Source organism: Amycolatopsis silviterrae (assembly GCF_042684085.1).
Taxonomy (GTDB): domain Bacteria; phylum Actinomycetota; class Actinomycetes; order Mycobacteriales; family Pseudonocardiaceae; genus Amycolatopsis; species Amycolatopsis silviterrae.
In genome coordinates, this window is sequence record NZ_JBHUKS010000003.1 from 21,127 (window position 1) to 41,315 (window position 20,189).

The following is a 20,189-nucleotide window of genomic DNA, read 5'->3' on the forward strand; positions in this document are numbered from 1 at the left end:
GACACCCTCACCAGGGGTAACGGAGGTTGGGCCGGATGACACCGGAGATCGACGAGGCGGTCGTGCGGCTGCCCGGCATGCGGGTGGCGTACGACGGTGCGCCGTTTGACGAGTCGGCGCTCGCGGGGACCTGGCATGAGCAGCTGGAAAGCTGGCTGAGCCAGGCGGTGTCCGAAGCGCTCGCGGAACCCAACGCGATGGTGCTGGCGACCGCCGACGCCGACGGCAAGCCGTCTTCGCGCACGGTGCTGTGCAAGGGCTTCGACGAGCGCGGTGTTGTGTTCTATACGAACTACACCTCGGCGAAGAGCCATGACCTCACGGCTACTCGCTACGCCTCGGCCACCTTCCCTTGGTATCCGCTGCATCGTCAGGTGACGGTGCGGGGGGAGGTTGAGAAGGTTAGTGCGGACGAGACGGCTGCTTATTGGGCTCAGCGGCCGCGTGGGTCGCAGTTGGGGGCTTGGGCGTCGCCGCAGTCTCGGGTGGTTGAGGGGCGGCGGGCGTTGGACAACGCGCTGCGCAATATTGAGCGGCGGTTTGCGGATGTTGAGCAGATTCCTGCTCCGCCGCATTGGGGTGGATGGCGGATCCGGCCGGATTTTGTGGAGTTCTGGCAGGGGCGGGAGGACCGGTTGCATGACCGGCTTCGGTTCCATCGGACGCTTGATGGGTGGCAGGTGGAGCGGTTGGCTCCCTGAGGTTTTCGGCTTGGGCTTGGGCTCGTCGCCTGGCGGCGACATTGCTCTGGGTTCTTGCGTGGGGCACCCCGAAGCCCGATTGTGACTACGGCGCGGGGGTGCTTGTCAAGGCGGGAAAGATGCCTTGACAAGCACCCCCGCGCCGTGTTTTTGGCTTCGTATCGGGGTGCGGGGGGTGTGGGTGCCTTGGTGGGTTGGGCGGGTGCGTCGGCGGCGGCTGGGTGGGGGTGGGGCTTGCGCCCCAATGTGGCATTGGGTGCGTTAGGCGCAACGAATGCCGCATTGGGTGCGTGGGATGCACCCAATGCCGCATTGGGTGCATCCGGCGGGCGGTCAAGGTCCGTGAAGGACTCCTTGAGGGAATCTGGGTCCGTGAAGGGGGCCCTCACGGATTCCGGCGGCGGTGGCGGGCTGCGAGGGGAACCCCGGGGGAATCTGGGGCTGTGAAGGTGGCCCTCGCAGACTCCGGTGGCGGTAGGGGGCTGTGAGGGGAACCCTGGGGCTGTGAAGGTGGCCCTCACGGACTTCCCGCAGGAGGGAGGGCCATGTGGGTCGCCTAGCGGGTGCGGACCCCGCCGTGCGCGGAGTTGCTGGGAGAGACCTCAAGGTGGCATGGGGCGCTGTCCCATCACCTCTGCCCGGGTGCGGGGAAAATCACCTGCGCCCGGTTCGTTAGCACAACTAAGCTGATAGCTCGTGACTTCAGAACCGGGGATACGCCCGCCCCGTAACGGGGCCCGCAAGCTCCTCGGCCGGATTGTCGTTGATACTCGTCCGCTGAAGATTCCGGCTTTTCGGCGGCTGTGGATGTCTACCGCGGTCACTGCGGTCGGGTCGCAGCTCACTGCGGTCGCGGTGCCGAAGCAGGTCTTCGATATTACCGGATCGTCCGGATATGTCGGGTTGACCGGAGCGGTCGCGCTCGTGCCGCTGCTTGTGTTCGGGCTGTGGGGCGGGGCGATCGCCGATGCGGTGGACCGGCGGAAGTTGTTGTTCGTGACCAACGTCGGGGTCGCGGTTACGTCCGCGTTGTTGTGGCTCCAGGCGTTCGCCGGGCTGCATTCGGTGTGGCTTGTGCTGGGGCTGCTTGCCCTCAACCAGGCGTTTTTCGCGATCAACTTCCCTACTCGCGGTGCGGTGGTCGCGCGGTTGGTGCCTGCCTCGTTGTTGCCGTCGGCGAACGCGCTCAACACCACGATGGGCACGTTCGGCGCGGTGTTCGGGCCGTTGTTCGGCGGGGCGCTGATTCCGGTGATCGGACTGTCCACTTTGTACCTGGTGGACGTCTGCGCGCTGATGATCACGCTGATTGCGGTGTGGCGGCTGCCGTCCATTCCGCCGCTTGGCGAGGGGGCGCGCAAGGCGGGCATTGGCTCGGTGATCGACGGATTCCGTTATCTGGCCAAGCAAAAAGTGCTGTTGGCGTCGTTCGTCGTGGACATTATCGCGATGGTCGCCGGCATGCCTCGGGCGTTGATTCCGGAGATGGCCGAGCGGACCTTCGGCGATCCGCCCGGCGGCGGGCCGGCGCTTGGCATGCTTTACGCCGCGCTGCCGGCGGGGGCGATGCTGATCGGGTTGTTCTCCGGCTGGCTGCATCGGGTGTACCGGCAGGGCGCGGCGGTCGTCATCGCGATCTGCTGCTGGGGTGCGGCGATGGCGGCGTTCGGGCTCGCGCATTCGCTGTGGCTGGCGCTGGTGTTCATCGCGCTCGGCGGCGCGGCGGACATGGTCAGCGCGGTGTACCGGCAGGCGATCCTGCAGACCGCCACCACCGACGAGATGCGCGGGCGGCTCCAAGGGGTGTTCACCGTGGTCGTCGCGGGTGGGCCGCGGATCGCTGACCTCACGCACGGCTGGGCGGCCGCGGCCTGGGGGACGAAGGCCGCGGCGACTGGGGGCGGGGTGCTGGTGATCGTGTTGGTGGTGGCTTCGCTGGCGGTTCTGCCTGGGTTCTGGAGGTATCGCGCGCCGCTCGAAGAGGACCACTGACAGTGGCGTTACTCCGATCGGAATAGCATGCCCGATATGCGTGCATACCCGATCGCTTTGTTGATCTCCGCCGCTGCTGTCCTCACCGCCTGCTCCTCGGGTGAGCAGAAGGCCGCCGCGCCGGCTCCGCCGCCCGCGTCCAAGGCTCCGGCTTCCTCGTCCGCGCCCGCCACGAAGGCGGCGGACACCTGCTCCTTGCTGTCGTCCGACGACGTCAGCAAGGCGATCAAGATCCCCGGCATCACCTCGAAGGCCGGCCCCGCCCACGACAACCCGAGCAACGGCGGCAAGGCCACGAGCTGCGAGTACGTCGTCGAAGGCAAGACCGCCGGCGCGCTCGCGGTGACCCGTTACGAAGGGCGCAAGGCCAAGCCCGCCGACATGATCGCGGCGATCAAGAAGGCCAAGCCGGGCGCGGTCGACGTGCCGGGCTTCCCGGACGGCGCGGTGTTCTATGTGGACCAGCAGAAGACCGCCACGCTCGCCGCGGCCAAGGTGTCCAACGGCGTTCCGGTGCTGGTCAACTACACCGGACCGGTCAAGATGACCAAGGAAATGATGACCCCCCTAGTGCACACGGCGGTCGGCAAGGCCTGATCACCCCCACTTCCCGCGCGCGTCCGGACAAGGCACACTAACCGCCCATGACGGACGTGAGCGAGGACACATCCAAGGTCGCCGAGCCGGCGCTGCTGCGGGTCATGGGGCCGAAGCTGCTGCTGTTCTTCGTGGTCGGCGACATCATCGGCACCGGCGTCTACGCGCTGACCGGGCAGGTCGCCGGACGCGTCGGCGGCGCGTTGTGGCTGCCGTTCCTGCTGGCTTTCGTGGTCGCGTTCATGACCGCGTTCAGCTATCTCGAACTGGTCGGCAAGTACCCGCGCGCGGCCGGCGCGGCGCTGTACACGAACAAGGCGTTCGGGGTGCCGTTCCTGACCTTCATGGTCGCGTTCGCGGTGATGTGTTCAGGGATCACCTCGGCGTCGTCGGCCGCGGTGGCCTTCGGCGCGACCTATCTCGCGGCGTTCGTGAAGCTGCCGACGGTGCTGGTCGGCATCGCGTTCGTGGTGCTGCTGGCGCTGATCAACTTCCGCGGCATCGGCGAATCGGTGAAGGCCAATGTCGTCCTCACCTGCATCGAGCTGGCCGGGCTGTTGATCATTATCGGCGTCGGCGTCTGGGCGGTGCTGAACGGTGACGGCGAACCGTCCCGGCTGGTCGAGATCGACACCGCGGACAAGACGTGGCTGGTCGCCATCTCGTCGGCCACCTCGCTGGCGTTCTTCGCGATGGTGGGCTTCGAGGACTCGGTGAACATGGCCGAGGAATGCCATGACCCGGTACGGATTTTCCCGCGCGCGATGCTGTGGGGCATGGTCATCGCCGCGACGATCTACGTGCTGGTCTCGGTGACGTCCTCGCTGCTCGTCCCGGCCGCCGAGCTGGCCGGCGCGAAGAGCGACGCGCTGCTGAAGGTGCTCGACGTCGGCGCGCCCGGGTTCCCGCGTGAAATTTTCTCAGCGATCGGTCTGTTCGCTGTGATCAACTCGGCGCTGATCAACATGCTGATGGCCAGCCGGCTGCTGTACGGCCTCTCGAACGAACGCGTCCTGCCGCCGGTGTTCGGTCGCGTGCACCCGGCTCGCCGGACGCCGTGGGTGTCGATCATCTTCACCAGTGTCATCGCCATCGGCCTGGTGTCCTTTGTGGACATCAGTGCGCTCGGCGGCACGACCGCGTTGCTGTTGCTCGTGGTGTTCGCCATCGTCAACATCGCGTTGCTGGTGCTGCGCAAGGACAAGGTGGCGCACAAGCACTTCCGCGCGCCGACGGCGATCCCGGTGCTCGCGGCGGTGTTCTGCCTGTACCTGGTGAGCCCGCTGTCCGGCCGTCCGGCGCAGGATTACCGGGTGGCCGGCATCCTGCTCGCCGTCGGCGTCGTGTTGTGGGTGGTGAACCTCCTGGTGAAGCGCGCGGTCAGTGGTGCGTCATCGCGGCCTGGAGCCACCAAGCGCTGAACCCGGCGATCTTCGCGTCGACCACCAGCGGCCGGTCGAGCCCGGCTGCGATCCGCGTTGCCACTTCGTCGAGGTCTTCCTTGGCGCGGACTGTGATCGCATCACAGCCGTAGCCGCGGGCGATGGCGGCGATGTCCGTGTCGGGGAAGGTCACCGTGTCGGCCGGGTGTCCGCCGGGCTCGAAGAAGTACACCTCGGCGCCGTAGGCGTGGTCGTTGTAAACGACGATCAGCATCGGCAGCTTCAGCCGGACCACGGTTTCCAGCTCGGCGATGCTCATCAGGAACCCGCCGTCGCCGCAGGCCGCGACCGGGAAGCGGTCCGGCTGGGCGAGTGCCGCGCCGGTCGTGGTCGCCAGTCCGAGACCGATCGACTGGAACGCCTGGGTGAAGCAGAAGCCGTTCTCGTCCGGGACGTCGAGGTACATCGTGGGGTAGCCCATGAAGTTCCCGGAATCGACGCCGACGACCCGGTTGGCCGGAATGATCTCGTTCAGGGCGGCGGACAACGTGCGCGGGTCGATGACGTCGGCGGTCCCGGCGTCGTCGTGTGCGTTGTCGCGCCAGCGGATTTCCCGGGCGATCCGGTCCTTGAGCTGATCGTTGCGGTATCCACTGTGGACTTCGAGCAGTGCGGCGACCGCAGCGGCGGTACCGGCGACGTCGCCGACGATGCCCAGGTTGACCGGCCGGTTCCGGCCCAGTGCGGCGGATTCCAGGTCGACCTGCACGAGAGTCGTTTCCGGGGAAAGCAACCGGCCGTGCGCGGTGGTCCAGTCGTTGAGCGCGGAACCCCAGCCGACGACGACGTCCGCGCCCTGGATGAGTTCGGTCGTCAGCGGTGAGGAAAACCCGCCGGACACCCCGATCGCCCACGGTTCGCCGGTGAACAGTCCTTTCGCGACTGCGCCTTCGGCGAGCAGCGCTCCGCAGCGATCGGCCAGTGCGACCAGTTCGGGACGGGCTGTCCGGGAGCCGCGTCCACAAAGGAATACCGGACGCTCGGCGTGCTGCAGAATCTCCGCGAGGGCCTGCACCTCCGGATCGGCGGCTCGTGGTTGTGGCAGCGGCAAGATGGCGCCCAGGCCGTCGAGAAGGCTTTCCTCGATCGGCTCGGCCTGCACGTCCAGCGGGAGTCGCAAAAGGACAGTCCGCCGGTCGCGCCGGGCTTGGGTGAACGCGCGGCGCACGTCGGCCAGCGCGGTTTTCGCCGAGCGGACCAGGATGCTGCTCGCTCCCACGGACCGGGCGAGCGCGTCCTGGTCGATGTGAAAGTTTGACAGCGGGTCGGTCGCCTCGCCGGTCACGATGATCAACGGGGTCCGGCTCTTCGCCGCCTCGCCGATCCCGGTGGTCGCGTTGCCCAGCCCGCAGCCTTGGTGCACCGACACCACCGCGACTTCGCCGCTGCACCGTGCATACGCGTCGGCCATGGTGGTCGCGCCGCCCTCGTGCCGGGCCGCGACGAACTCGGCCCCGCCCTGGATCAGGCCGTTGGTGAAGTGGAAGTTCCCGCTGCCCACCACGCCGAACGCCTTGCGGACGCCAAACTTGGTCAACGCGATCCCGACGGCTTGTGCAACGTTCACAGCTGGCCCCCGGGCACCACCGCGAGCACCCGCGCCGGGCTGCCGGTTCCGCCGACGATCGGCAGCGGGCAGACCACGACGAGCGCACCGGTCGGCGGCAGTGAACCGAGGTTCTGCAACGAGGTGATGCCGTATTTGTCCGCGCCGAGCAAATGGTGGTGTGCGGGCATGGGCGGGTCGAGCGCGAAGCCGTTCCCGGCGTCGATGCCGACGGTTTCTACGCCGTAGCCGGCGATCGGCGTCTCTTCGGCGAGCCATTGGGCAGCCGCGGCCGAGATGCCCGGGGTGTGGCTGGCACCGTCGGAGAAGTTGAGGAACGCGTCACGGTCCTGCGCGTATTGGTCCCATCCGGAGTGCACGAGCAGCCAGCCGCCTTCGCGCAACGGCCCGTGCTCGGCCTCCCAGGCGCGGATGTCGTCGACCTCCAGCAGGAAGTCCGGATCTTCGGCGGCGCGCGCGGAGATGTCGAGGACGTGCGCGGGTCCGATCAGCCTGCTGACCGGCAGCTCCGAAACGTCGGCACCGTCGCGGTTGGAGATCCAGTGCCGCGGCGCGTCGAGGTGGGTGCCGATGTGCTCGCCGGTGTGGATGTTGTTGTGCCGCCACAGCGGGCCGGAGTCGTCGAACTCGCTGACCGATTCGAGGCTGAAGTCGATCAGGTTCGCGAACGGCTCCGGCAGCCGCAGGGTCGGGGTATCGGCGCTGAGTTTGTTGGTGAGGTCGACGACCTGGAGCCGGCCCTCGGCCAGCTGAGTCAGGAGCTGGTCGACCGCGGTCTCGGCGGGGATGCTCATCGGTGCGTCCTCTCGGTCGCGGGGCGCGCTATTGCGGATCCTTGACGGTCGTTGACAGCGCGGAAGGCCATATCTACAGTACCGGTTTCAGCAGCACTGACGGAATAGCTGCCGAAGATCAGTCAGGGTGAACGCGGAGCCTCAACCAGGGCGTCCGGCGGTGATCGACCGCCAGACGGAGCATCGACGCATGGTGCTCGCGCCGTTACGGTGGCGAACGGACCGGTTCCGCGGCCTCGCCCGCCAGTTACGGAACGGAGTGTCGTGACCGACCAGCCCAGCCCAGCCGCTTTCCGGGCGCAGTTCCCCGCCTTCGCCGATTCGGTGCATCTCGCGAGCTGTAGTCAGGGTGCCCTTTCGGACGTGCTGACCGCCGAGCTTTTCGAGTTCCAGCACACGATTCGCGAGCACGGGGCGCCGTGGGACAAGTGGATGGTGAAGGTCGCCGAGGCGCGGGAGTTGTTCGCCCGGCTGATTGGCGCTGAAGTCGACGACATCGCCGTCGTGCCGTCCGCGTCCGAAGGGGCGTATCAGGTCGCGTCCACTCAGGACTGGACGCAGCGGTCGGGAATTGTCACGACTGACCTGGAATTCCCGTCGCTGGGTCATGTTTGGCTGGCGCAGCAGGGTCGCGGCGCGGACGTTCAGTTCGCCGCGCACCACGACAGTCTGGTCGACACCGAGGATTACGCTGCGGTCATCACTGAGCAAACGCAGCTGGTGTCCGTACCATTGGTCAGCTACGCCAACGGTTTGCGGTTCCCGGTGCGCGAAGTTGCCGAACTGGCAAGGGAAAACGGCGCACGCAGCTTTGTCGACGCGTACCAGGGACTCGGTGTCGAGCCGGTCGACGTCGCCGAACTCGGGTGCGACTATCTCGTCAGCGGCAGCCTGAAGTACCTGCTCGGCATCTCCGGGATCGCATTTCTCTATGTGCGGCCGGGATTGCGTGACGCCGTCTCCCCGCCGCTGACCGGCTGGTTCGGCCGCACGAACCCGTTTGAATTCGACCCGCGGCACCTCGACTACCCCGAGCATGCCCGCCGGTTTGAGACCGGCACGCCGTCGATTCCGTCCGCGTACGGTGCGGTCGCCGGGCTGAAACTGGTGCACCAGGTGGATGCGCATCGGGTGCGTGACCACATTGGAGGGTTGACCGGGCAGCTGCAGCAGCGGCTGCTCGACGCTGGGGAGCGACTCTGGTCTCCGTTGGACGACGCGCGGCGCGGTCCGCTCGTCGCCTTGCGGGACCGGGATCCCGACGCGCTGGCGGCGTTCCTCGCCGGGCGGCGGATCGTGTGCAGTGCCCGCGGCGACGTGCTGCGGATGTCCATGCACTACTACAACGACGAGTCCGATCTCGACGCCGTTGTCGCGGCGATCGCCGAGTACCGGGCGAGCCAGTAGGGAGCAGCAGTGGCCGAGTCCCCGTCCCCGCACCGGTTGCAGCGAAGGCTGCGCAGCAGGCAGTTGACGATGATCGGAATCGGCGGGGCCATCGGCACCGGCCTTTTCCTCGGATCGAGCCTGGCGATCTCGCACGCGGGACCGGCCGTGGTGCTCGCCTACGTCCTTTGTGGACTCGTGGCGCTGGTGATTTCCTGGGCGCTGGCCGAAATGGTGGTGGTGCATCCGACCGCGGGCGCGTTCGGCAGCATCGCGCAGCGGTATCTCGGCGCGGGCAGCGGGTTCGTGGTGCGCTGGGCGTATTGGGCCATGCAAGTGATCGCGATCGGCGGCGAGACGATCGCGGCCGGCGTGTACGTCCAGTTCTGGTGGCCGCAGATTCCGTTGTGGGTGCCGGTCGCGGTGTTCTCGCTGCTGGTGATCGTGGTCAACGGTGCTGCGGTGCACATTTTCGGCGAGTTCGAGTACTGGTTCGCGATGATCAAGGTGTGCGCGATCCTGGTGTTCGTCGCGCTCGGCCTGATTCTCGTCTTTTTCGGACTGCCGAAGGCACCCGCGCCCGGTTTCGCGAATCTGACGGCGGGCGGCGGGTTCCTGCCGAACGGGATGTCCGGGCTGTTGCTGGCCATGGTGTTCGTGCTGTTCAGCTACATCGGCACCGAGGTGGTTTCGGTGACCGCGGCCGAATCCGAAAACCCGACTCGCGACATCCCGCGCGCGGCCAGGGCAATGGTGGTGCGGCTGGCGATCTTCTACGTCGCCGCCATGCTCATCGTCGTATTGGTCGTGCCGTGGACGGTCACCGGCGAGGGCGGATCCATTACGGCCAGCCCGTTCGTCCGCGTTTTCCAGGCGGCCGGAGTTCCCGCCGCGGCGACGATCATGAACTTCGTGGTCCTGACCGCCGCGTTGTCGAGCGCGAACACCAACCTCTACCTCACTACGCGCATGCTGCATTCCCTTGCCGAGCACCGATTCGCCCCGTCCTGGGCGGGACGGCTGACCAAGTCCGGGGTGCCGCGCAACGCGCTGGTGCTGTCCACCGCTGGCCTCGTGATCGCGACCATCCTGTCCAAGAATTCCGATTCCAACGCGTACCTCGTGCTGTTCGGCATTTCGATCTTCGCCGCGCTTGTGGTGTGGATGATCATTCTGGTGACGCACCTGGCGTTCCGGATCCGCCGTCGCCGCGCGGGTTTGCCGCCTTCGCCGGTGCGGTTGTGGGGCGGGCCAGTGGTGAACGCGGTCGTGATCGCTTTCCTTGCCACCGTACTGGTTTCGACGTTCTGGATCGAAGGACTCGACCCGGCGTGGAAGTTCGGGATTCCGTTCTTCGTCGTGCTGGTGCTGGTTTATCTGGTGCTGCGCATGACTGGGCGCACGAAACAGGCCGCTGAAGCGGAACTGGAGGATTCGACGCTGGTGCGCGAGGAGGCCTGATCAAGTGGCCAGGTTGGCGGTGAGTTCGGCGGCCGCTTCTCGCACTCGCGCGGCGAAATCCGTGTCCTTGGGCTGATCGGACCACCGTTCAAATGCGGTTTGGAAGACGGCGATGCCGACCTGTGCGAGCAGCTTCGCGCTTGATTCGGTCGCCCCACGCTCCTGTAGAGCTTCGACTACTGCTTCGGTGACGGCCGCGAGTTTCGTCCGTTCGCGTTCCTGCAGTTCCGGGCTGGACGCGATGACGGCGCGGCGTTGGGCGGCGTGCGGTGCCATGTCGGCGAGCAATTCGCCAACGTCGATCATCGCGGCCAGCAGCGCGGGAAAGGGCGGGAGGACGGGGTCGGCACGCCGGACGGCGTCGGCCATCGCGGCCGGGAGTTGTTCCGACCCGGCGAATAGCACATCGCGCTTGTCGGTGAAGTAGCGCGAGAACGTGCGGCGGGTCAGCCCGGCGCGCTCGGTGATCTGCGTGACGGTGGCGTTCTCGTAGCCGTGCTCGGCGAACAGCTCCAGCGCGGCCGCGCGGAGCCGCTCCTTGGCTTCCGGATCCCAGCGCGGCATGCGGCGAGTCTAGCAGTGATGACTCAGTGGGTCATCACTGCTACTGTTGATGTCTCACTGAGTCATCAACCTTGAGAGGACCGATCATGTCTTTGACAGACCAGCGGGTAGTCGTCATCGGCGGCAGCTCCGGCATGGGGCTCGCGACCGCTCAGGCCGCCGCGACGGCGGGCGCGTCCGTGACGATCGCGTCGAGCGGCAAGGAACGGCTGGACGCGGCACTGGCCGAACTGCCGGACACCAGCGACGGATTCGTCGCCAACGTGCGCGATGACGCGAACGTCGCGGCCCTCTTCGAGCACGTCGGCACGCTGGACCACCTCGTGTACACCGCGGGCGACGTACTGGATCAGCGGCCGTTGGCGGAGCTGCCGCTCGATGCCGCCCGGAGCCTGTTCGACGTCCGCTTCTGGGGTGTGGTCGCGGCGGTGAAGCACGCCGCGCCGCGGATCCGGCCGGGCGGTTCGATCGTGCTGACCTCCGGGATCATCGGCGTCCGGCCGACGCCCGGCGCGGCGCTCGCGGCCAGTTCGGCGGCCGCCATCGAGGGGCTGGCCCGAGGTCTTGCGGTCGAGCTGGCCCCGGTGCGGGTCAACACGGTCCGCCCGGGGCCGGTCCATACGCCGATGTGGGACGGCCTTCCGCAACCGCAGCTGGACGCGATGATCGCCGCGTTCACGGAACGAACGCTCACCAAGTCGGTCGGCGAGGCAGACCAGGTGGCGGCGACGAATGTGTACTTGATGGAGAACAGTTTCGTCACCGGTGCGGTGATCACCGTCGACGGAGGGCTCGTGCTTACGGGAAGCTGACCTGTTCTCCGGGCTGGAGCAGGTGCAGCCGGTCGGCGAGGCCGGCCTGTGTGAACGCTGAACGGAGGGTGTCCGGGCCCTGTGTGAAATGTTCCCAATGCTCGAAGTGCAGGGGGACCACCTGGTGCGCGTTGAGGATCCGGGCCGCCTCGGCCGCGCCTTCGCTGGGCAGGGTCAGGTACGCGTCGCCGACCAGCGGCGTCCGGGCTCCGCCTGCGAACAGGACGGCGATGTCGATCCGGTCGAAGCGCTCGGCGATCCGGCGGACCACGTCGAGCGAAGCGTTGTCCCCGCTCACGTAAACGGTTGGCTGGCCCTCGCTTTCGAGCACGAAACCGGTGACTTCGCCGACGAGATGTTCGCTGCCGTCGGGCCCGTGCTGCGCGGGCACTCCGGTGATGCGAACGCCGCCGAGGTCGTACGACTCCCAGTTGGCCAGCGCTCGAACGGGGTCGCCGATCCGTTCCCGCGCCGAGGCGGTGGAGAGGATGAGCGGGGCTTCGAGGGCGTACTCGCGCCCCGCCGCGTCCAGGTTGTCGGGGTGGTGGTCGTGAGAAAGAATCACAGCGTCCACCGCGCCGACCTCCGCCGCGGTGAGCGCGGGGCCGGCGGTTTTCGCCAGTTTGCGAGCGCCGATCGGGTAGTCGCCGGGGGCGTCGAAGGTGGGATCGGTGAGCAGGCGGGTCCCGCCGTACTCGATGAGGGCGGTCGGGCCGCCGACGTACCGGATGAGCGTCATGCGGGTACTCAACCGGGGAACGGCTGCGCGGTATTCCGGCGCAACGCCTGAAACTCGACCGGACTGTGCGCGCTGAACACCGAGACCTCGTCCTGGTGTTCGCGGGCGAGGGTCTGCAGCCGGGCGAGGTTGGCGCGGCGGGTCGCTCCGTCCATCTGGTTAATCGCCTCGAACACGCGCATGCCCGGCGGGCAGTGCGGGTTCACCGGGGCGACTTCGCCGTGGAAGAAATACGCGTCGCCGGCGTGCAGGAGCCAGCCGTCGCCGGTGTCGACCGCGACGCCGGAGTGGCCGTGCGTGTGCCCGGGCAGCGGGACGAGCAGGATCTCCGGCGGCAGACCGCGCAACGGCTGCACCGCGTCGAAGCCGAACCACTTTTCGCCGGCCTCGTCGTAGGTGCTCCACAGTGGACTGTGCGCGAATTGCTCGGCCCGGTACCGTGTTTTCTCCGGGAAGCTCTTCGGGTGGTCCGCGGCCCGGCGTTCGGTGGTGCGGACATGGACGGTGGCGTCGGGGAAATCGGCGAGGCCGCCGGCGTGGTCGACGTCGAGGTGGGTCATCACGATGTGGCGGACGTCGGCGGGATCGTGGCCCAGCGCCCGGATCTGCGCCACGGCGGTCTCTTCCATCGTCGGCTTCGCGCCGACCATCGCCATGAACGGGCCGCCGAGCCAGCTCCGCGATTCGGTGACGCCGCGGGTGCCGAATCCGGTGTCGACCAGCACGAGCGAGCTGTCGGTCTCCACAAGCAAACAGTGCGCCACGATCGTGCTGCGCCGCAGCATGCCGGGACGGCCGTCGAGCGCCTTGCCCCCGAACGGGCGCATCGTGCCGCAGTTGAGGTGGTGCACCTTCATACCGTGCTCCTCTCGCTGAGCCGGACGAAATCGGTCAGGTCGTGCGAGGCGAACACGGTCACCTCGTCGGCGTGGTCCCGGCGCAGCTCGCGCAGCCGGCGCTGGTTTTCGCGCCGCGGCCCGGGCAGCGTCTGGACCCGCCGTTCGAACATAGCCAATCCGGGCGGGCAATAGGGATCGGTGTCAATCTCCTGGTGGAAGAAATACGCGTCACCGGCGTTGAGCACCCAGCCGGACCCGGTGTCGACGGCCACCCCGGCGTGTCCGGCGGTGTGCCCGGCAAGCGGCACGAGCGCGACACCCTCGACCCCGTCCAGCTCGCGGACCGCGTCGAGGCCGAACCAGCTTTCGCCAGTGTCCGAATAGGACTTCCACTGTGGACCGTGCCGGAACTGCACGTCGCGGTAGCGCGGGTTTCCGGTGCGGTAAGCGTCGAGTTCCTTGCCGTACAGGTGCACGCGGGCCTGCGGGAAGTCGACGAGCCCGCCCGCGTGGTCGAGGTCGAGGTGGGTGAGGACGATGTCGCGGACGTCGGCCGGGTCGAGGCCGAGCGCGCGGATGCGGCTCAGCGCGGTTTCGCTTTCATCCCTCATCGGGTTCGACGTGCGAAGGAAGCGCGGGCCGAGCCAGCGCGCGGCATCGGTGACGGTGGGCGAACCCATTCCGGTTTCGATGAGGGTCAGTCCGGTGCCGGTTTCGACCAGCATGCAGTGGCACACGAGGGTGGCGCGGCGCAGCAGCCCGGGCTTTCCGTCGACCAGTTTGCCGCCGATCGGACGCATGGTGCCGCAGTTGAAATGGTGTACGCGCATTAGGCGAACTCCCGTTCGACAGTGGTGTGCAGATGGGCGGCGACGGCTTGCAGCGGCGCGGTATCCCGCCGAGTGCGCGCGAGCAGAAGCGCGCCTTCGATCGCGGACAGCACGACCGTCGCCAGCGATGCGGCGCGATCCTCGGGCAGACCGCGCCCGGTGAAGTAAGCGGAAATGTCGCGCAGCCAGCCTTCGTAACCCTGGTCGCAGGCGGCGCGGATCGTTTCGCTCTCGGCGGCTTCCAACGCGACAGTCGCGATTGGACAGCCGCAGCGGAAGTCCGATTCGGACAGTGAGGTGGCCAGCGCGGTCACGATGAGATCGATAGCCGTGGCCGGATCCGGTGCACCGGCGGTGATTTCACGGAACAGCTCGGCCAGCCGCTCGCCGGAAAGCTGGACCGCCTCGGCAGCCAGCTGTTCCTTGCCGCCGGGGAAATGGAAGTAGAGCGAGCCCTTCGGGGCCCGGCTTTCGGACACGAGCTGGGTCATCCCGGTGGCGTGATAGCCCTGGGTGCGAAACAGCTCGGCCGCCGATTCGAGCATCCGGCGGCGCGTGTCGGTGCGGTGGACCATGCGCCCACCGTAACTCAAACTATGACGACCGGTCTAGTTAGTTCGCGGCGTGGCCGGGTGGCGACGCTGATCGGTAACCTCAGCGCCATGGCGAACCCCACCGGAGAGCAGTTCGAGATCACCCGCGGCAACGCACGCGCCGTCATCACCGAGATCGGTGCCGGACTGCGCGCGTTCGAGATCAGCGGAGTGCCGTACATCGAGACGTTCGCCGAGGACGAGAAGCCGCCGAAGGGCCTTGGCCAGGTGCTGCTGCCGTGGCCGAACCGGACCAAGGGCGGCAAGTGGGAGTTCGAGGGCGAAGAGCAGCAGCTGGAGATCACCGAGGAAGCGCGCGGCAACGCCATCCACGGCCTGACCCGGCATCTCGAATGGGAGCTGCTGGAGCACGCCGAAACGTCGATCACGCTCGCCATCGACATCGAGGCACAGGCCGGCTGGCCGGTCCCGTTGCGTGCCACCATCACGTATGACCTGCAGCCGCGCGAACTCGTGATCACGCACGAGATCCGCAACGAGGGGGAGAAGCCGATCGGCGTCGGCGTCGGGACCCACCCGTACTTCCGGATCGGCGACGCGCCGACGGACGAGCTGACCCTCACGCTGCCCGCCACGCGCGTCCGGCCGTACGAGGGCGACGAGCAGATGCCGTACGCGGACGAGCAGGACGTCGAGGGCACCGAATACGACTTCCGCCAGGGCAAGCTGCTCGAAGGCGTCGACCTGGACACCGCGTTCGGCGGGCTGGAACTCGCCGCCGACGGCACCCATCACCACGTGCTGTCCCACGGCGACCGGCAGCTGGTGGTCTGGACCGGTCCGGACTTCCGCTGGGTGCAGGTGTTCACCCCGGACGATCTGACCGGCCGCGGCCGCGCGGTGGCGATCGAGCCGATGACCTGCCCGGCGGACGCGCTCAACACCCGCACCGACCTGATCGAACTGGAGCCGGCCACGTCGTGGACGGGCAGCTGGGGGATCCGGGTCCCGTGAAACTCGAGCTGCTGACCGAAGCCGCGGCCGGCGAACTGTTGACTCTGCAGCAGGCGGCGTACATCACCGAGGCGCGGGCACACCAGAACTTCGAGCTGCCGCCGTTGCTGGACACCCTCGACGACGTGCGGGCGGCCATCGCCGATCCGTCGATCACGGTCTGGGGCTTCCTCGACGGCGGACGGCTCGTGGCGAGCGTGCGGATGCGGGTGGACGGTCCGGTCGGCGAGATCGGGCGGCTGGTGGTGGCACCGGATCGCCAGGGCGAGGGACTCGGTACCGCGCTGCTGGCCGCCGCGGAGGAGGCGACCCCGGCGGAGGTGACGGTGTTCCGGCTGTTCACCGGCGAACGTTCGGCCGGGCCGCTCTATTTGTACCGAAAGCTCGGTTACCGCGAGACGCACCGGTCGCCGGAGGCGGACTATCAGTTGGTGCATCTGGAAAAACCCCGGGTGCGCGAACCCGGGTGAGTTCGTTAGCGTGTCAAACTATGGCTTACAAGGCGATTGTCGGGGGCTATGTCGTCCCCGTCGGCGCCGCTCCGATCGAGGGCGGCACTGTGCTCATCGAAGACGGCCGGATCACCCACGTCGGGGCTGAGGCCGACGTCGAGGTCCCGGAGGACGCGGAACTGGTGGACGCGTCCGGCAGCTGGGTCCTGCCGGGATTCATCGACGCGCACGCGCACCTCGGCGTGCACGAGGACGGCGAAGGCTGGTCGGGCAACGACACCAACGAAATGACCGACCCGAACGGCGCGCGGTTCCGCGCGGTCGACGGGATCGACCCGTACGAACCGGGTTTCGACGACGCGCTGGCCGGTGGTGTCACGAGCGTGGTGATCAAGCCGGGGTCGGGCAACCCGATCGGCGGGCAGACGATCGGCGTGAAGACGTGGGGCCGGTCCATTCTGGACATGGTCTTCGCCGAGCAGGTGAGCGTGAAGAGCGCGCTGGGCGAGAACCCGAAGAGGGTGTACGGCGAGAAGAAGGTCACGCCCTCGACGCGGCTCGGCGTGGCCGCGATCCTGCGCGAGGCGTTCACGAAGGCCCGCAACTACCAGGCGAAGCGCGACCACACGCTGGCCGAGGGCAAGCCGTTCGAAACGGACCTGACCAACGAAACGCTGGCGAAGGTCCTGGACGGCGAGCTGTACTGGGACCAGCACGTGCACCGCGCCGACGACATGGTGACCGCGATCCGGCTCGCCGACGAATTCGGCTACAAACTGGTGATCAACCACGGCACCGAAGGCCACCTGATCGCGGACCTGCTGGCCGAACGCGACGTCCCGGTGATCCTCGGCCCGCTGTTCACCACGAAGTCGAAGGTGGAACTGCGCAACCGAAGCCTGCGCTCGGCGGGGATTCTCGCGCGGGCCGGGGTTCGTATTTCCATCACCACTGACCACCCGGTCGTTCCCATCAACTTCCTGGTGTACCAAGCCGCTTTGGCGGTGAAGGACGGTCTCGACCCGGAGACCGCTTTGAAGGCGCTGACGCTGCACCCGGCGCAGATGCTGGGGCTCGACGACCGGGTCGGCACGCTGACGCCTGGGCTGGACGCCGACGTGGTGGTGTGGTCGGGCGACCCGCTGGACGTGATGAACCGCGCGATGCGGGTGTTCGTGCGGGGGCAGGAGGTTTACCACTTCGACGAGGCGACCGGCGAGGGGGTTTCGGCGGATCGGCGGTACCGGGAAGCTCGCTGAGGCCGAGGCCTTTCGCGGGGGGTGGGGTTTGTCGTCTGTGAGGGGAACCCTGAGGGAATCAGATTCCCTCAGGGTTCCCCTCACGGACCTTCGGAGACGGAGCCGCGCGGCGTGCCTTGCCGCAGCCGGGTGTTTCGCATCGTCCTGGCGGGGCCGCCACCCGCAACGCTTGATAAACCCTCACCGAAGCAGTGCGGCGAGGTCCAGTTCGAACGGGAATGGCTCGGCAGCGCGGAATTTCCCGGTGACGGCCGGGGCATCCTGGTAGCCGAGTTCCCCGGCTCGGTGGCAGGCGACGAGCGAGATCGGGTCGTCGAGGTCGAGGATCCAGTAGAACAGGATCCCGGCGTCGGCGTACTCCTGGTGTTTCGTGACGTAGTCGGTGCGCTTCGAATCCGGTGCCGCGACTTCGACCACCAAGACGAGGTCTTCGGCGCGGAGGGCGGCCTCTTCGGGAGTCCTGGCGATCGCGGCTGACGTGGTGACCAGGAGATCGGGGCATCGGGAGAAACCCGGTGCCCCGTCCGGTGCGAGACCTAGATCGATATCGACGCGCGGCACCACGGAGAAGCCGGACGGCAGTTGCTCGTGCAGTTGGAAGGCGAGCGCGTACGTCACGTGGTTGTGCCAGGCACCCGGGCTCGGCGAGAACACCAGGCGGCCTTCCACGAGTTCGGTGAATCCCGGCTCGACCTCGCCGAGCGCGAGGTATTCCTTGATCGAGAGCAGTTGCCGAGGCAGGGTCGTGGTGTCCATGCCGCTCACGGTAAGCGAGGGGTACGACACTTTCCGCCAACGAAGTCCGCCAAGAACTCCCGCAGCCCACGCGGCTCAGACCCGGTAATCGCAGCGAAATCCGCACTCAGCCAAGCCCCGTCCCCCTCCGCCAGCAGCCCGAAGACCTGCGCATTCGACCCCGCCTCCGGCACCCCCTGCGACACCATCGCCGCGCGGTGCTCCTCCACCGAAATCGGGCGATACTCCACCGGCCGCCCCGTCGCCGCAGTCCATTCCCGTGCGATATCGGCGAACGTGATCAGCTCCGGTCCGGTCAGCAGATAGGTCCGTCCGGCATGCTCCTCCGGAGCCGCGGCGATCACGGCCGCCGCGGCGGCGACATCCCGGGCGTCGATCATCCCGATCTGGCCGTCGCCCGCGGACCCCGAGAAACTGCCGGTCTCCGGCACGATCGCCAGCAGGTTCTGCATAAAGAAGTTCGGCGCGAGCAGCGTGTACGCCATCCCCGACGCCTTGAGATGCGCATCGATCCGCGCATGGGCCCGCCGTCGCTCGACGGGCGAATCGGGGTAAGCCTTGTGGTTCGTGACTCGCACAACGTGCCGTACCCCGTGCGTGGCCGCACGATCGAGGACCGCGATCTGCTGCTCCGCCACCGCGGGCCCGATCAGCAACAGAGTGTCGACGCCGCGCAGGGCTGTGTCCAGGGTGCCCGGACGGTCGAAATCGCCGATCACCTCGTCGGGGCCGCCCGAGGGGGTGCGGACGAGCGTTCGGACGGGTCCGAGCAGCCGGACTGCTTCACTGCCGATTTTGCCGGTGGCACCGGTAACCAAGATCATGAGAAAGAGACTGCTCGCTGCCGGTATCGTTTGTGAAGAAGGCACCTCATCGATCTATAGGTACCTAGTGGATACCAAGTATGCGAAAAGCTGCCCATCGCGCACCGTGATGGACGTGCTGGCCAACAAGTGGACGCTCTACGTCCTCGGCCTGCTCCGGCAGTACGACCGGCCGCTCCGGTTCACCGAACTGCGCCGCGGCGTCGAGGGCGTGACACAGAAATCGCTCACCCAGGCGTTGCGCAATCTCGAACGCGACGGGCTGGTCAGCCGCACGATCTACCCGACGATTCCGCCGCGGGTCGAGTACGCGCTCACCGACCTTGGCGTCGAGGTCGGTGAGCTGACCAGGGCGATCGCCGACTGGTCGAAAGCCAACGCGGGCCGCGTCCAAGCGGCCCGCGCGGCTTATGACGAGCGAAGAGGCTAGGCGTTCTTCAGCGAACGCGCGATCACCATCCGCTGAATCTGGTTCGTTCCCTCGAAGATCTGCGGCACCTTCGCTTCGCGCATGTACCGCTCCACCGGGAAGTCACGCGTGTAGCCCGCGCCGCCGAGCACCTGTACGGCGTCCGTCGTCACCTTCATCGCGCCGTCGGTCGCGACCAGCTTCGCGATCGACGACTGCCGCTGGAAGTCCAGCCCGCGGTCACGGCGGCGAGCGGCGTCCAGGTAAGTCGCGCGGGCCGATTCGACGGTCGCCGCCATATCGGCCAGCAGGAACTCCAGGCCCTGGAAATCCGCGATCGGACGGCCGAATTGCGTGCGGCCCTTCGCGTACGCCACGGCCTCGTCCAGCGCCGCCTGCGCCAGGCCCACCGCGCACGCGGCGATGCCGAGCCTGCCGGAGCTGAGTGACGACAGGGCGATCTTCAGGCCCGCGCCCTCGCCGCCGATGAGCCGGTCGGCGGGCACTCGCGCGTCCTCGAACAGCATCTGGGCGGTCGGCGAGCCGGTGAGGCCCATTTTCCGCTCGCGCGGGGCCGCTGAGAGGCCCGGAGTCGACGAGTCGACGAGCAGACACGAGATGCCGTGGCCGCCGTCGTCGCTCGTGCGGACCATCGTCGTGTAGAAGTCCGCGACCCCCGCGTGGGTGATCCATGCTTTCGTGCCGTTGACCAGGTACTCGTCGTCGGTCAGGCGGGCGCGAGTGGACAGCGCGGCCGCGTCCGAGCCGGCGTGCGTTTCGGACAGCGCGTATGCGCCGAGCAGCGAGCCGCCCAGCATGTCCGGCAGCCAGCGGTCCTGCTGCTCCTCGGTGCCGTAGTGCGCGAGCGCGTAGCAAGACATCGTGTGCACCGACAGCCCCACGCCGACGCTCATCCACGCGCCGGCGATCTCCTCCAGCGCCTGCAGGTAGACCTCGTACGGCTGCTCGGCACCGCCCCAGCGCTCCGAGTACGGCAGGCCGAGCAGGCCGGACTTGCCCATCAGCGTGAACAGGTCGCGCGGGAACTTCTCGGCCTCCTCGTCGGCCGCGGCGCGCGGTTTCAGCTCGTCACGGGCGATTTCGGTGACGAGTGCGAGCAGATCCTCGGACTCCGGCGTCGGCAGCAGACGGTCGACCGGCATGGCTTCCTCCCAGACAGCGGTACTGAAAACAGTA

At 67.8% G+C, this 20,189-nt stretch carries 21 protein-coding genes; 11 read left to right on the forward strand and 10 right to left on the reverse strand.

All coding sequences use genetic code 11. The features are described from left to right. The first annotated feature begins 35 nt into the window (after positions 1-35). The 4 genes from pdxH to ACFSVL_RS01775 all read left to right on the forward strand — a co-directional run bounded on the left by pdxH (position 36) and on the right by ACFSVL_RS01775 (position 4,711). Positions 36-701, forward strand: coding sequence for a pyridoxamine 5'-phosphate oxidase (gene pdxH / locus ACFSVL_RS01760; protein ID WP_378299729.1), 666 nt, complete (start codon positions 36-38; stop codon positions 699-701). A 714-nt stretch (positions 702-1,415) separates the two neighbouring features. Next, positions 1,416-2,693 carry an MFS transporter gene (locus ACFSVL_RS01765; RefSeq protein WP_378300374.1) on the forward strand — a complete coding sequence of 426 codons (1,278 nt, stop codon included), beginning with the start codon at positions 1,416-1,418 and terminating at the stop codon, positions 2,691-2,693. Between the two features lie 36 nt (positions 2,694-2,729). Next, positions 2,730-3,290: a hypothetical protein gene (locus ACFSVL_RS01770; protein ID WP_378299731.1), complete on the forward strand. Its 561-nt coding sequence runs from the start codon at positions 2,730-2,732 to the stop codon at positions 3,288-3,290. Between the two features lie 47 nt (positions 3,291-3,337). Continuing rightward, the gene (locus ACFSVL_RS01775) at positions 3,338-4,711 is read left to right on the forward strand and encodes an APC family permease (RefSeq protein ID WP_378299733.1); all 1,374 of its coding nucleotides are present in this window, start codon (positions 3,338-3,340) and stop codon (positions 4,709-4,711) included. Here the strand turns inward: ACFSVL_RS01775 and ACFSVL_RS01780 are convergent. Further along, positions 4,671-6,299, reverse strand: coding sequence for a thiamine pyrophosphate-binding protein (locus tag ACFSVL_RS01780; RefSeq protein ID WP_378299735.1), 1,629 nt, complete (start codon positions 6,297-6,299; stop codon positions 4,671-4,673). The genes ACFSVL_RS01775 and ACFSVL_RS01780 overlap by 41 nt on opposite strands. Beyond that, positions 6,296-7,093: a cyclase family protein gene (locus tag ACFSVL_RS01785; protein WP_378299737.1), complete on the reverse strand. Its 798-nt coding sequence runs from the start codon at positions 7,091-7,093 to the stop codon at positions 6,296-6,298. The genes ACFSVL_RS01780 and ACFSVL_RS01785 overlap by 4 nt, the downstream gene beginning before the upstream one ends. A 264-nt stretch (positions 7,094-7,357) precedes the next feature. Between ACFSVL_RS01785 and ACFSVL_RS01790 the strand changes: the two genes are divergently transcribed. Together ACFSVL_RS01790 and ACFSVL_RS01795 are read left to right on the forward strand one after the other, a co-directional pair. Then, a complete protein-coding gene (locus tag ACFSVL_RS01790) occupies positions 7,358-8,500 on the forward strand; it encodes an aminotransferase class V-fold PLP-dependent enzyme (protein ID WP_378299739.1) in 1,143 nt (380 codons plus the stop codon). A 9-nt stretch (positions 8,501-8,509) separates the two neighbouring features. Then, a complete protein-coding gene (locus ACFSVL_RS01795) occupies positions 8,510-9,940 on the forward strand; it encodes an amino acid permease (protein WP_378299741.1) in 1,431 nt (476 codons plus the stop codon). Here the strand turns inward: ACFSVL_RS01795 and ACFSVL_RS01800 are convergent, their stop codons facing one another. Beyond that, positions 9,941-10,504 (reverse strand): TetR family transcriptional regulator, encoded by a 564-nt coding sequence (locus tag ACFSVL_RS01800; protein WP_378299743.1) that lies wholly within the window; start codon positions 10,502-10,504, stop codon positions 9,941-9,943. A gap of 86 nt (positions 10,505-10,590) precedes the next feature. Here ACFSVL_RS01800 and ACFSVL_RS01805 point away from each other — a divergent pair, with 86 nt between their 5' ends. Further along, the gene (locus ACFSVL_RS01805) at positions 10,591-11,316 is read left to right on the forward strand and encodes an SDR family oxidoreductase (protein WP_378299745.1); all 726 of its coding nucleotides are present in this window, start codon (positions 10,591-10,593) and stop codon (positions 11,314-11,316) included. Here the strand turns inward: ACFSVL_RS01805 and ACFSVL_RS01810 are convergent. The 4 genes from ACFSVL_RS01810 to ACFSVL_RS01825 are packed head-to-tail and all read right to left on the reverse strand — an operon-like array spanning position 11,303 to position 14,299. Further along, positions 11,303-12,055, reverse strand: a complete 753-nt coding sequence (locus ACFSVL_RS01810; RefSeq protein ID WP_378299747.1) for an MBL fold metallo-hydrolase — start codon at positions 12,053-12,055, stop codon at positions 11,303-11,305. The two genes, ACFSVL_RS01805 and ACFSVL_RS01810, sit on opposite strands and share 14 nt — an antisense overlap. Before the next feature lie 8 nt (positions 12,056-12,063). Beyond that, a complete protein-coding gene (locus tag ACFSVL_RS01815) occupies positions 12,064-12,912 on the reverse strand; it encodes an MBL fold metallo-hydrolase (RefSeq protein WP_378299749.1) in 849 nt (282 codons plus the stop codon). Next, on the reverse strand, positions 12,909-13,724 hold the full coding sequence (locus tag ACFSVL_RS01820; protein ID WP_378299751.1) for an MBL fold metallo-hydrolase: 816 nt from the start codon (positions 13,722-13,724) through the stop codon (positions 12,909-12,911). Before ACFSVL_RS01820 ends, ACFSVL_RS01815 begins: the two co-directional genes overlap by 4 nt. Next, positions 13,724-14,299 (reverse strand): TetR/AcrR family transcriptional regulator, encoded by a 576-nt coding sequence (locus ACFSVL_RS01825; RefSeq protein ID WP_378299753.1) that lies wholly within the window; start codon positions 14,297-14,299, stop codon positions 13,724-13,726. Before ACFSVL_RS01825 ends, ACFSVL_RS01820 begins: the two co-directional genes overlap by 1 nt. Before the next feature lie 87 nt (positions 14,300-14,386). On the opposite strand from ACFSVL_RS01825, the gene ACFSVL_RS01830 reads away from it, so the two are divergent. From ACFSVL_RS01830 to ACFSVL_RS01840, 3 genes are read left to right on the forward strand one after another with little or no spacing between them, the layout of a single operon-like run. Beyond that, positions 14,387-15,292 (forward strand): aldose 1-epimerase family protein, encoded by a 906-nt coding sequence (locus ACFSVL_RS01830; protein ID WP_378299754.1) that lies wholly within the window; start codon positions 14,387-14,389, stop codon positions 15,290-15,292. Further along, complete coding sequence (locus ACFSVL_RS01835) at positions 15,259-15,762, forward strand: GNAT family N-acetyltransferase (RefSeq protein WP_378299756.1); 504 nt, start codon at positions 15,259-15,261, stop codon at positions 15,760-15,762. Before ACFSVL_RS01830 ends, ACFSVL_RS01835 begins: the two co-directional genes overlap by 34 nt. 20 nt (positions 15,763-15,782) lie before the next feature. After that, positions 15,783-17,003 carry an amidohydrolase gene (locus ACFSVL_RS01840; RefSeq protein WP_378299758.1) on the forward strand — a complete coding sequence of 407 codons (1,221 nt, stop codon included), beginning with the start codon at positions 15,783-15,785 and terminating at the stop codon, positions 17,001-17,003. A 180-nt stretch (positions 17,004-17,183) separates the two neighbouring features. Here ACFSVL_RS01840 and ACFSVL_RS01845 read toward each other — a convergent pair whose 3' ends face one another. Both ACFSVL_RS01845 and ACFSVL_RS01850 read right to left on the reverse strand, forming a co-directional pair. After that, positions 17,184-17,759, reverse strand: coding sequence for a Uma2 family endonuclease (locus tag ACFSVL_RS01845; protein WP_378299760.1), 576 nt, complete (start codon positions 17,757-17,759; stop codon positions 17,184-17,186). A 5-nt stretch (positions 17,760-17,764) separates the two neighbouring features. Continuing rightward, positions 17,765-18,628, reverse strand: coding sequence for an NmrA family NAD(P)-binding protein (locus ACFSVL_RS01850; protein ID WP_378299762.1), 864 nt, complete (start codon positions 18,626-18,628; stop codon positions 17,765-17,767). Between the two features lie 64 nt (positions 18,629-18,692). Here ACFSVL_RS01850 and ACFSVL_RS01855 point away from each other — a divergent pair, with 64 nt between their 5' ends. Then, a complete protein-coding gene (locus ACFSVL_RS01855) occupies positions 18,693-19,013 on the forward strand; it encodes a winged helix-turn-helix transcriptional regulator (protein WP_378300376.1) in 321 nt (106 codons plus the stop codon). Here the strand turns inward: ACFSVL_RS01855 and ACFSVL_RS01860 are convergent. Continuing rightward, positions 19,010-20,155 (reverse strand): acyl-CoA dehydrogenase family protein, encoded by a 1,146-nt coding sequence (locus tag ACFSVL_RS01860; protein WP_378299764.1) that lies wholly within the window; start codon positions 20,153-20,155, stop codon positions 19,010-19,012. The two genes, ACFSVL_RS01855 and ACFSVL_RS01860, sit on opposite strands and share 4 nt — an antisense overlap. Positions 20,156-20,189: the final 34 nt, after the last annotated feature.

Excerpts from the sequence above, each read along its gene's own strand:
- ACFSVL_RS01820 (WP_378299751.1), bottom strand. The coding sequence starts at position 13,724 with ATGCGCGTACACCATTTCAACTGCGGCACCATGCGTCCGATCGGCGGC.
- pdxH (WP_378299729.1), top strand. The coding sequence starts at position 36 with ATGACACCGGAGATCGACGAGGCGGTCGTGCGGCTGCCCGGCATGCGG.
- ACFSVL_RS01825 (WP_378299753.1), bottom strand. The coding sequence starts at position 14,299 with ATGGTCCACCGCACCGACACGCGCCGCCGGATGCTCGAATCGGCGGCC.
- ACFSVL_RS01785 (WP_378299737.1), bottom strand. The coding sequence starts at position 7,093 with ATGAGCATCCCCGCCGAGACCGCGGTCGACCAGCTCCTGACTCAGCTG.
- ACFSVL_RS01830 (WP_378299754.1), top strand. The coding sequence starts at position 14,387 with ATGGCGAACCCCACCGGAGAGCAGTTCGAGATCACCCGCGGCAACGCA.
- ACFSVL_RS01775 (WP_378299733.1), top strand. The coding sequence starts at position 3,338 with ATGACGGACGTGAGCGAGGACACATCCAAGGTCGCCGAGCCGGCGCTG.
- ACFSVL_RS01770 (WP_378299731.1), top strand. The coding sequence starts at position 2,730 with ATGCGTGCATACCCGATCGCTTTGTTGATCTCCGCCGCTGCTGTCCTC.
- ACFSVL_RS01805 (WP_378299745.1), top strand. The coding sequence starts at position 10,591 with ATGTCTTTGACAGACCAGCGGGTAGTCGTCATCGGCGGCAGCTCCGGC.
- ACFSVL_RS01800 (WP_378299743.1), bottom strand. The coding sequence starts at position 10,504 with ATGCCGCGCTGGGATCCGGAAGCCAAGGAGCGGCTCCGCGCGGCCGCG.
- ACFSVL_RS01810 (WP_378299747.1), bottom strand. The coding sequence starts at position 12,055 with ATGACGCTCATCCGGTACGTCGGCGGCCCGACCGCCCTCATCGAGTAC.
- ACFSVL_RS01845 (WP_378299760.1), bottom strand. The coding sequence starts at position 17,759 with ATGGACACCACGACCCTGCCTCGGCAACTGCTCTCGATCAAGGAATAC.
- ACFSVL_RS01815 (WP_378299749.1), bottom strand. The coding sequence starts at position 12,912 with ATGAAGGTGCACCACCTCAACTGCGGCACGATGCGCCCGTTCGGGGGC.
- ACFSVL_RS01855 (WP_378300376.1), top strand. The coding sequence starts at position 18,693 with ATGGACGTGCTGGCCAACAAGTGGACGCTCTACGTCCTCGGCCTGCTC.
- ACFSVL_RS01840 (WP_378299758.1), top strand. The coding sequence starts at position 15,783 with ATGGCTTACAAGGCGATTGTCGGGGGCTATGTCGTCCCCGTCGGCGCC.
- ACFSVL_RS01860 (WP_378299764.1), bottom strand. The coding sequence starts at position 20,155 with ATGCCGGTCGACCGTCTGCTGCCGACGCCGGAGTCCGAGGATCTGCTC.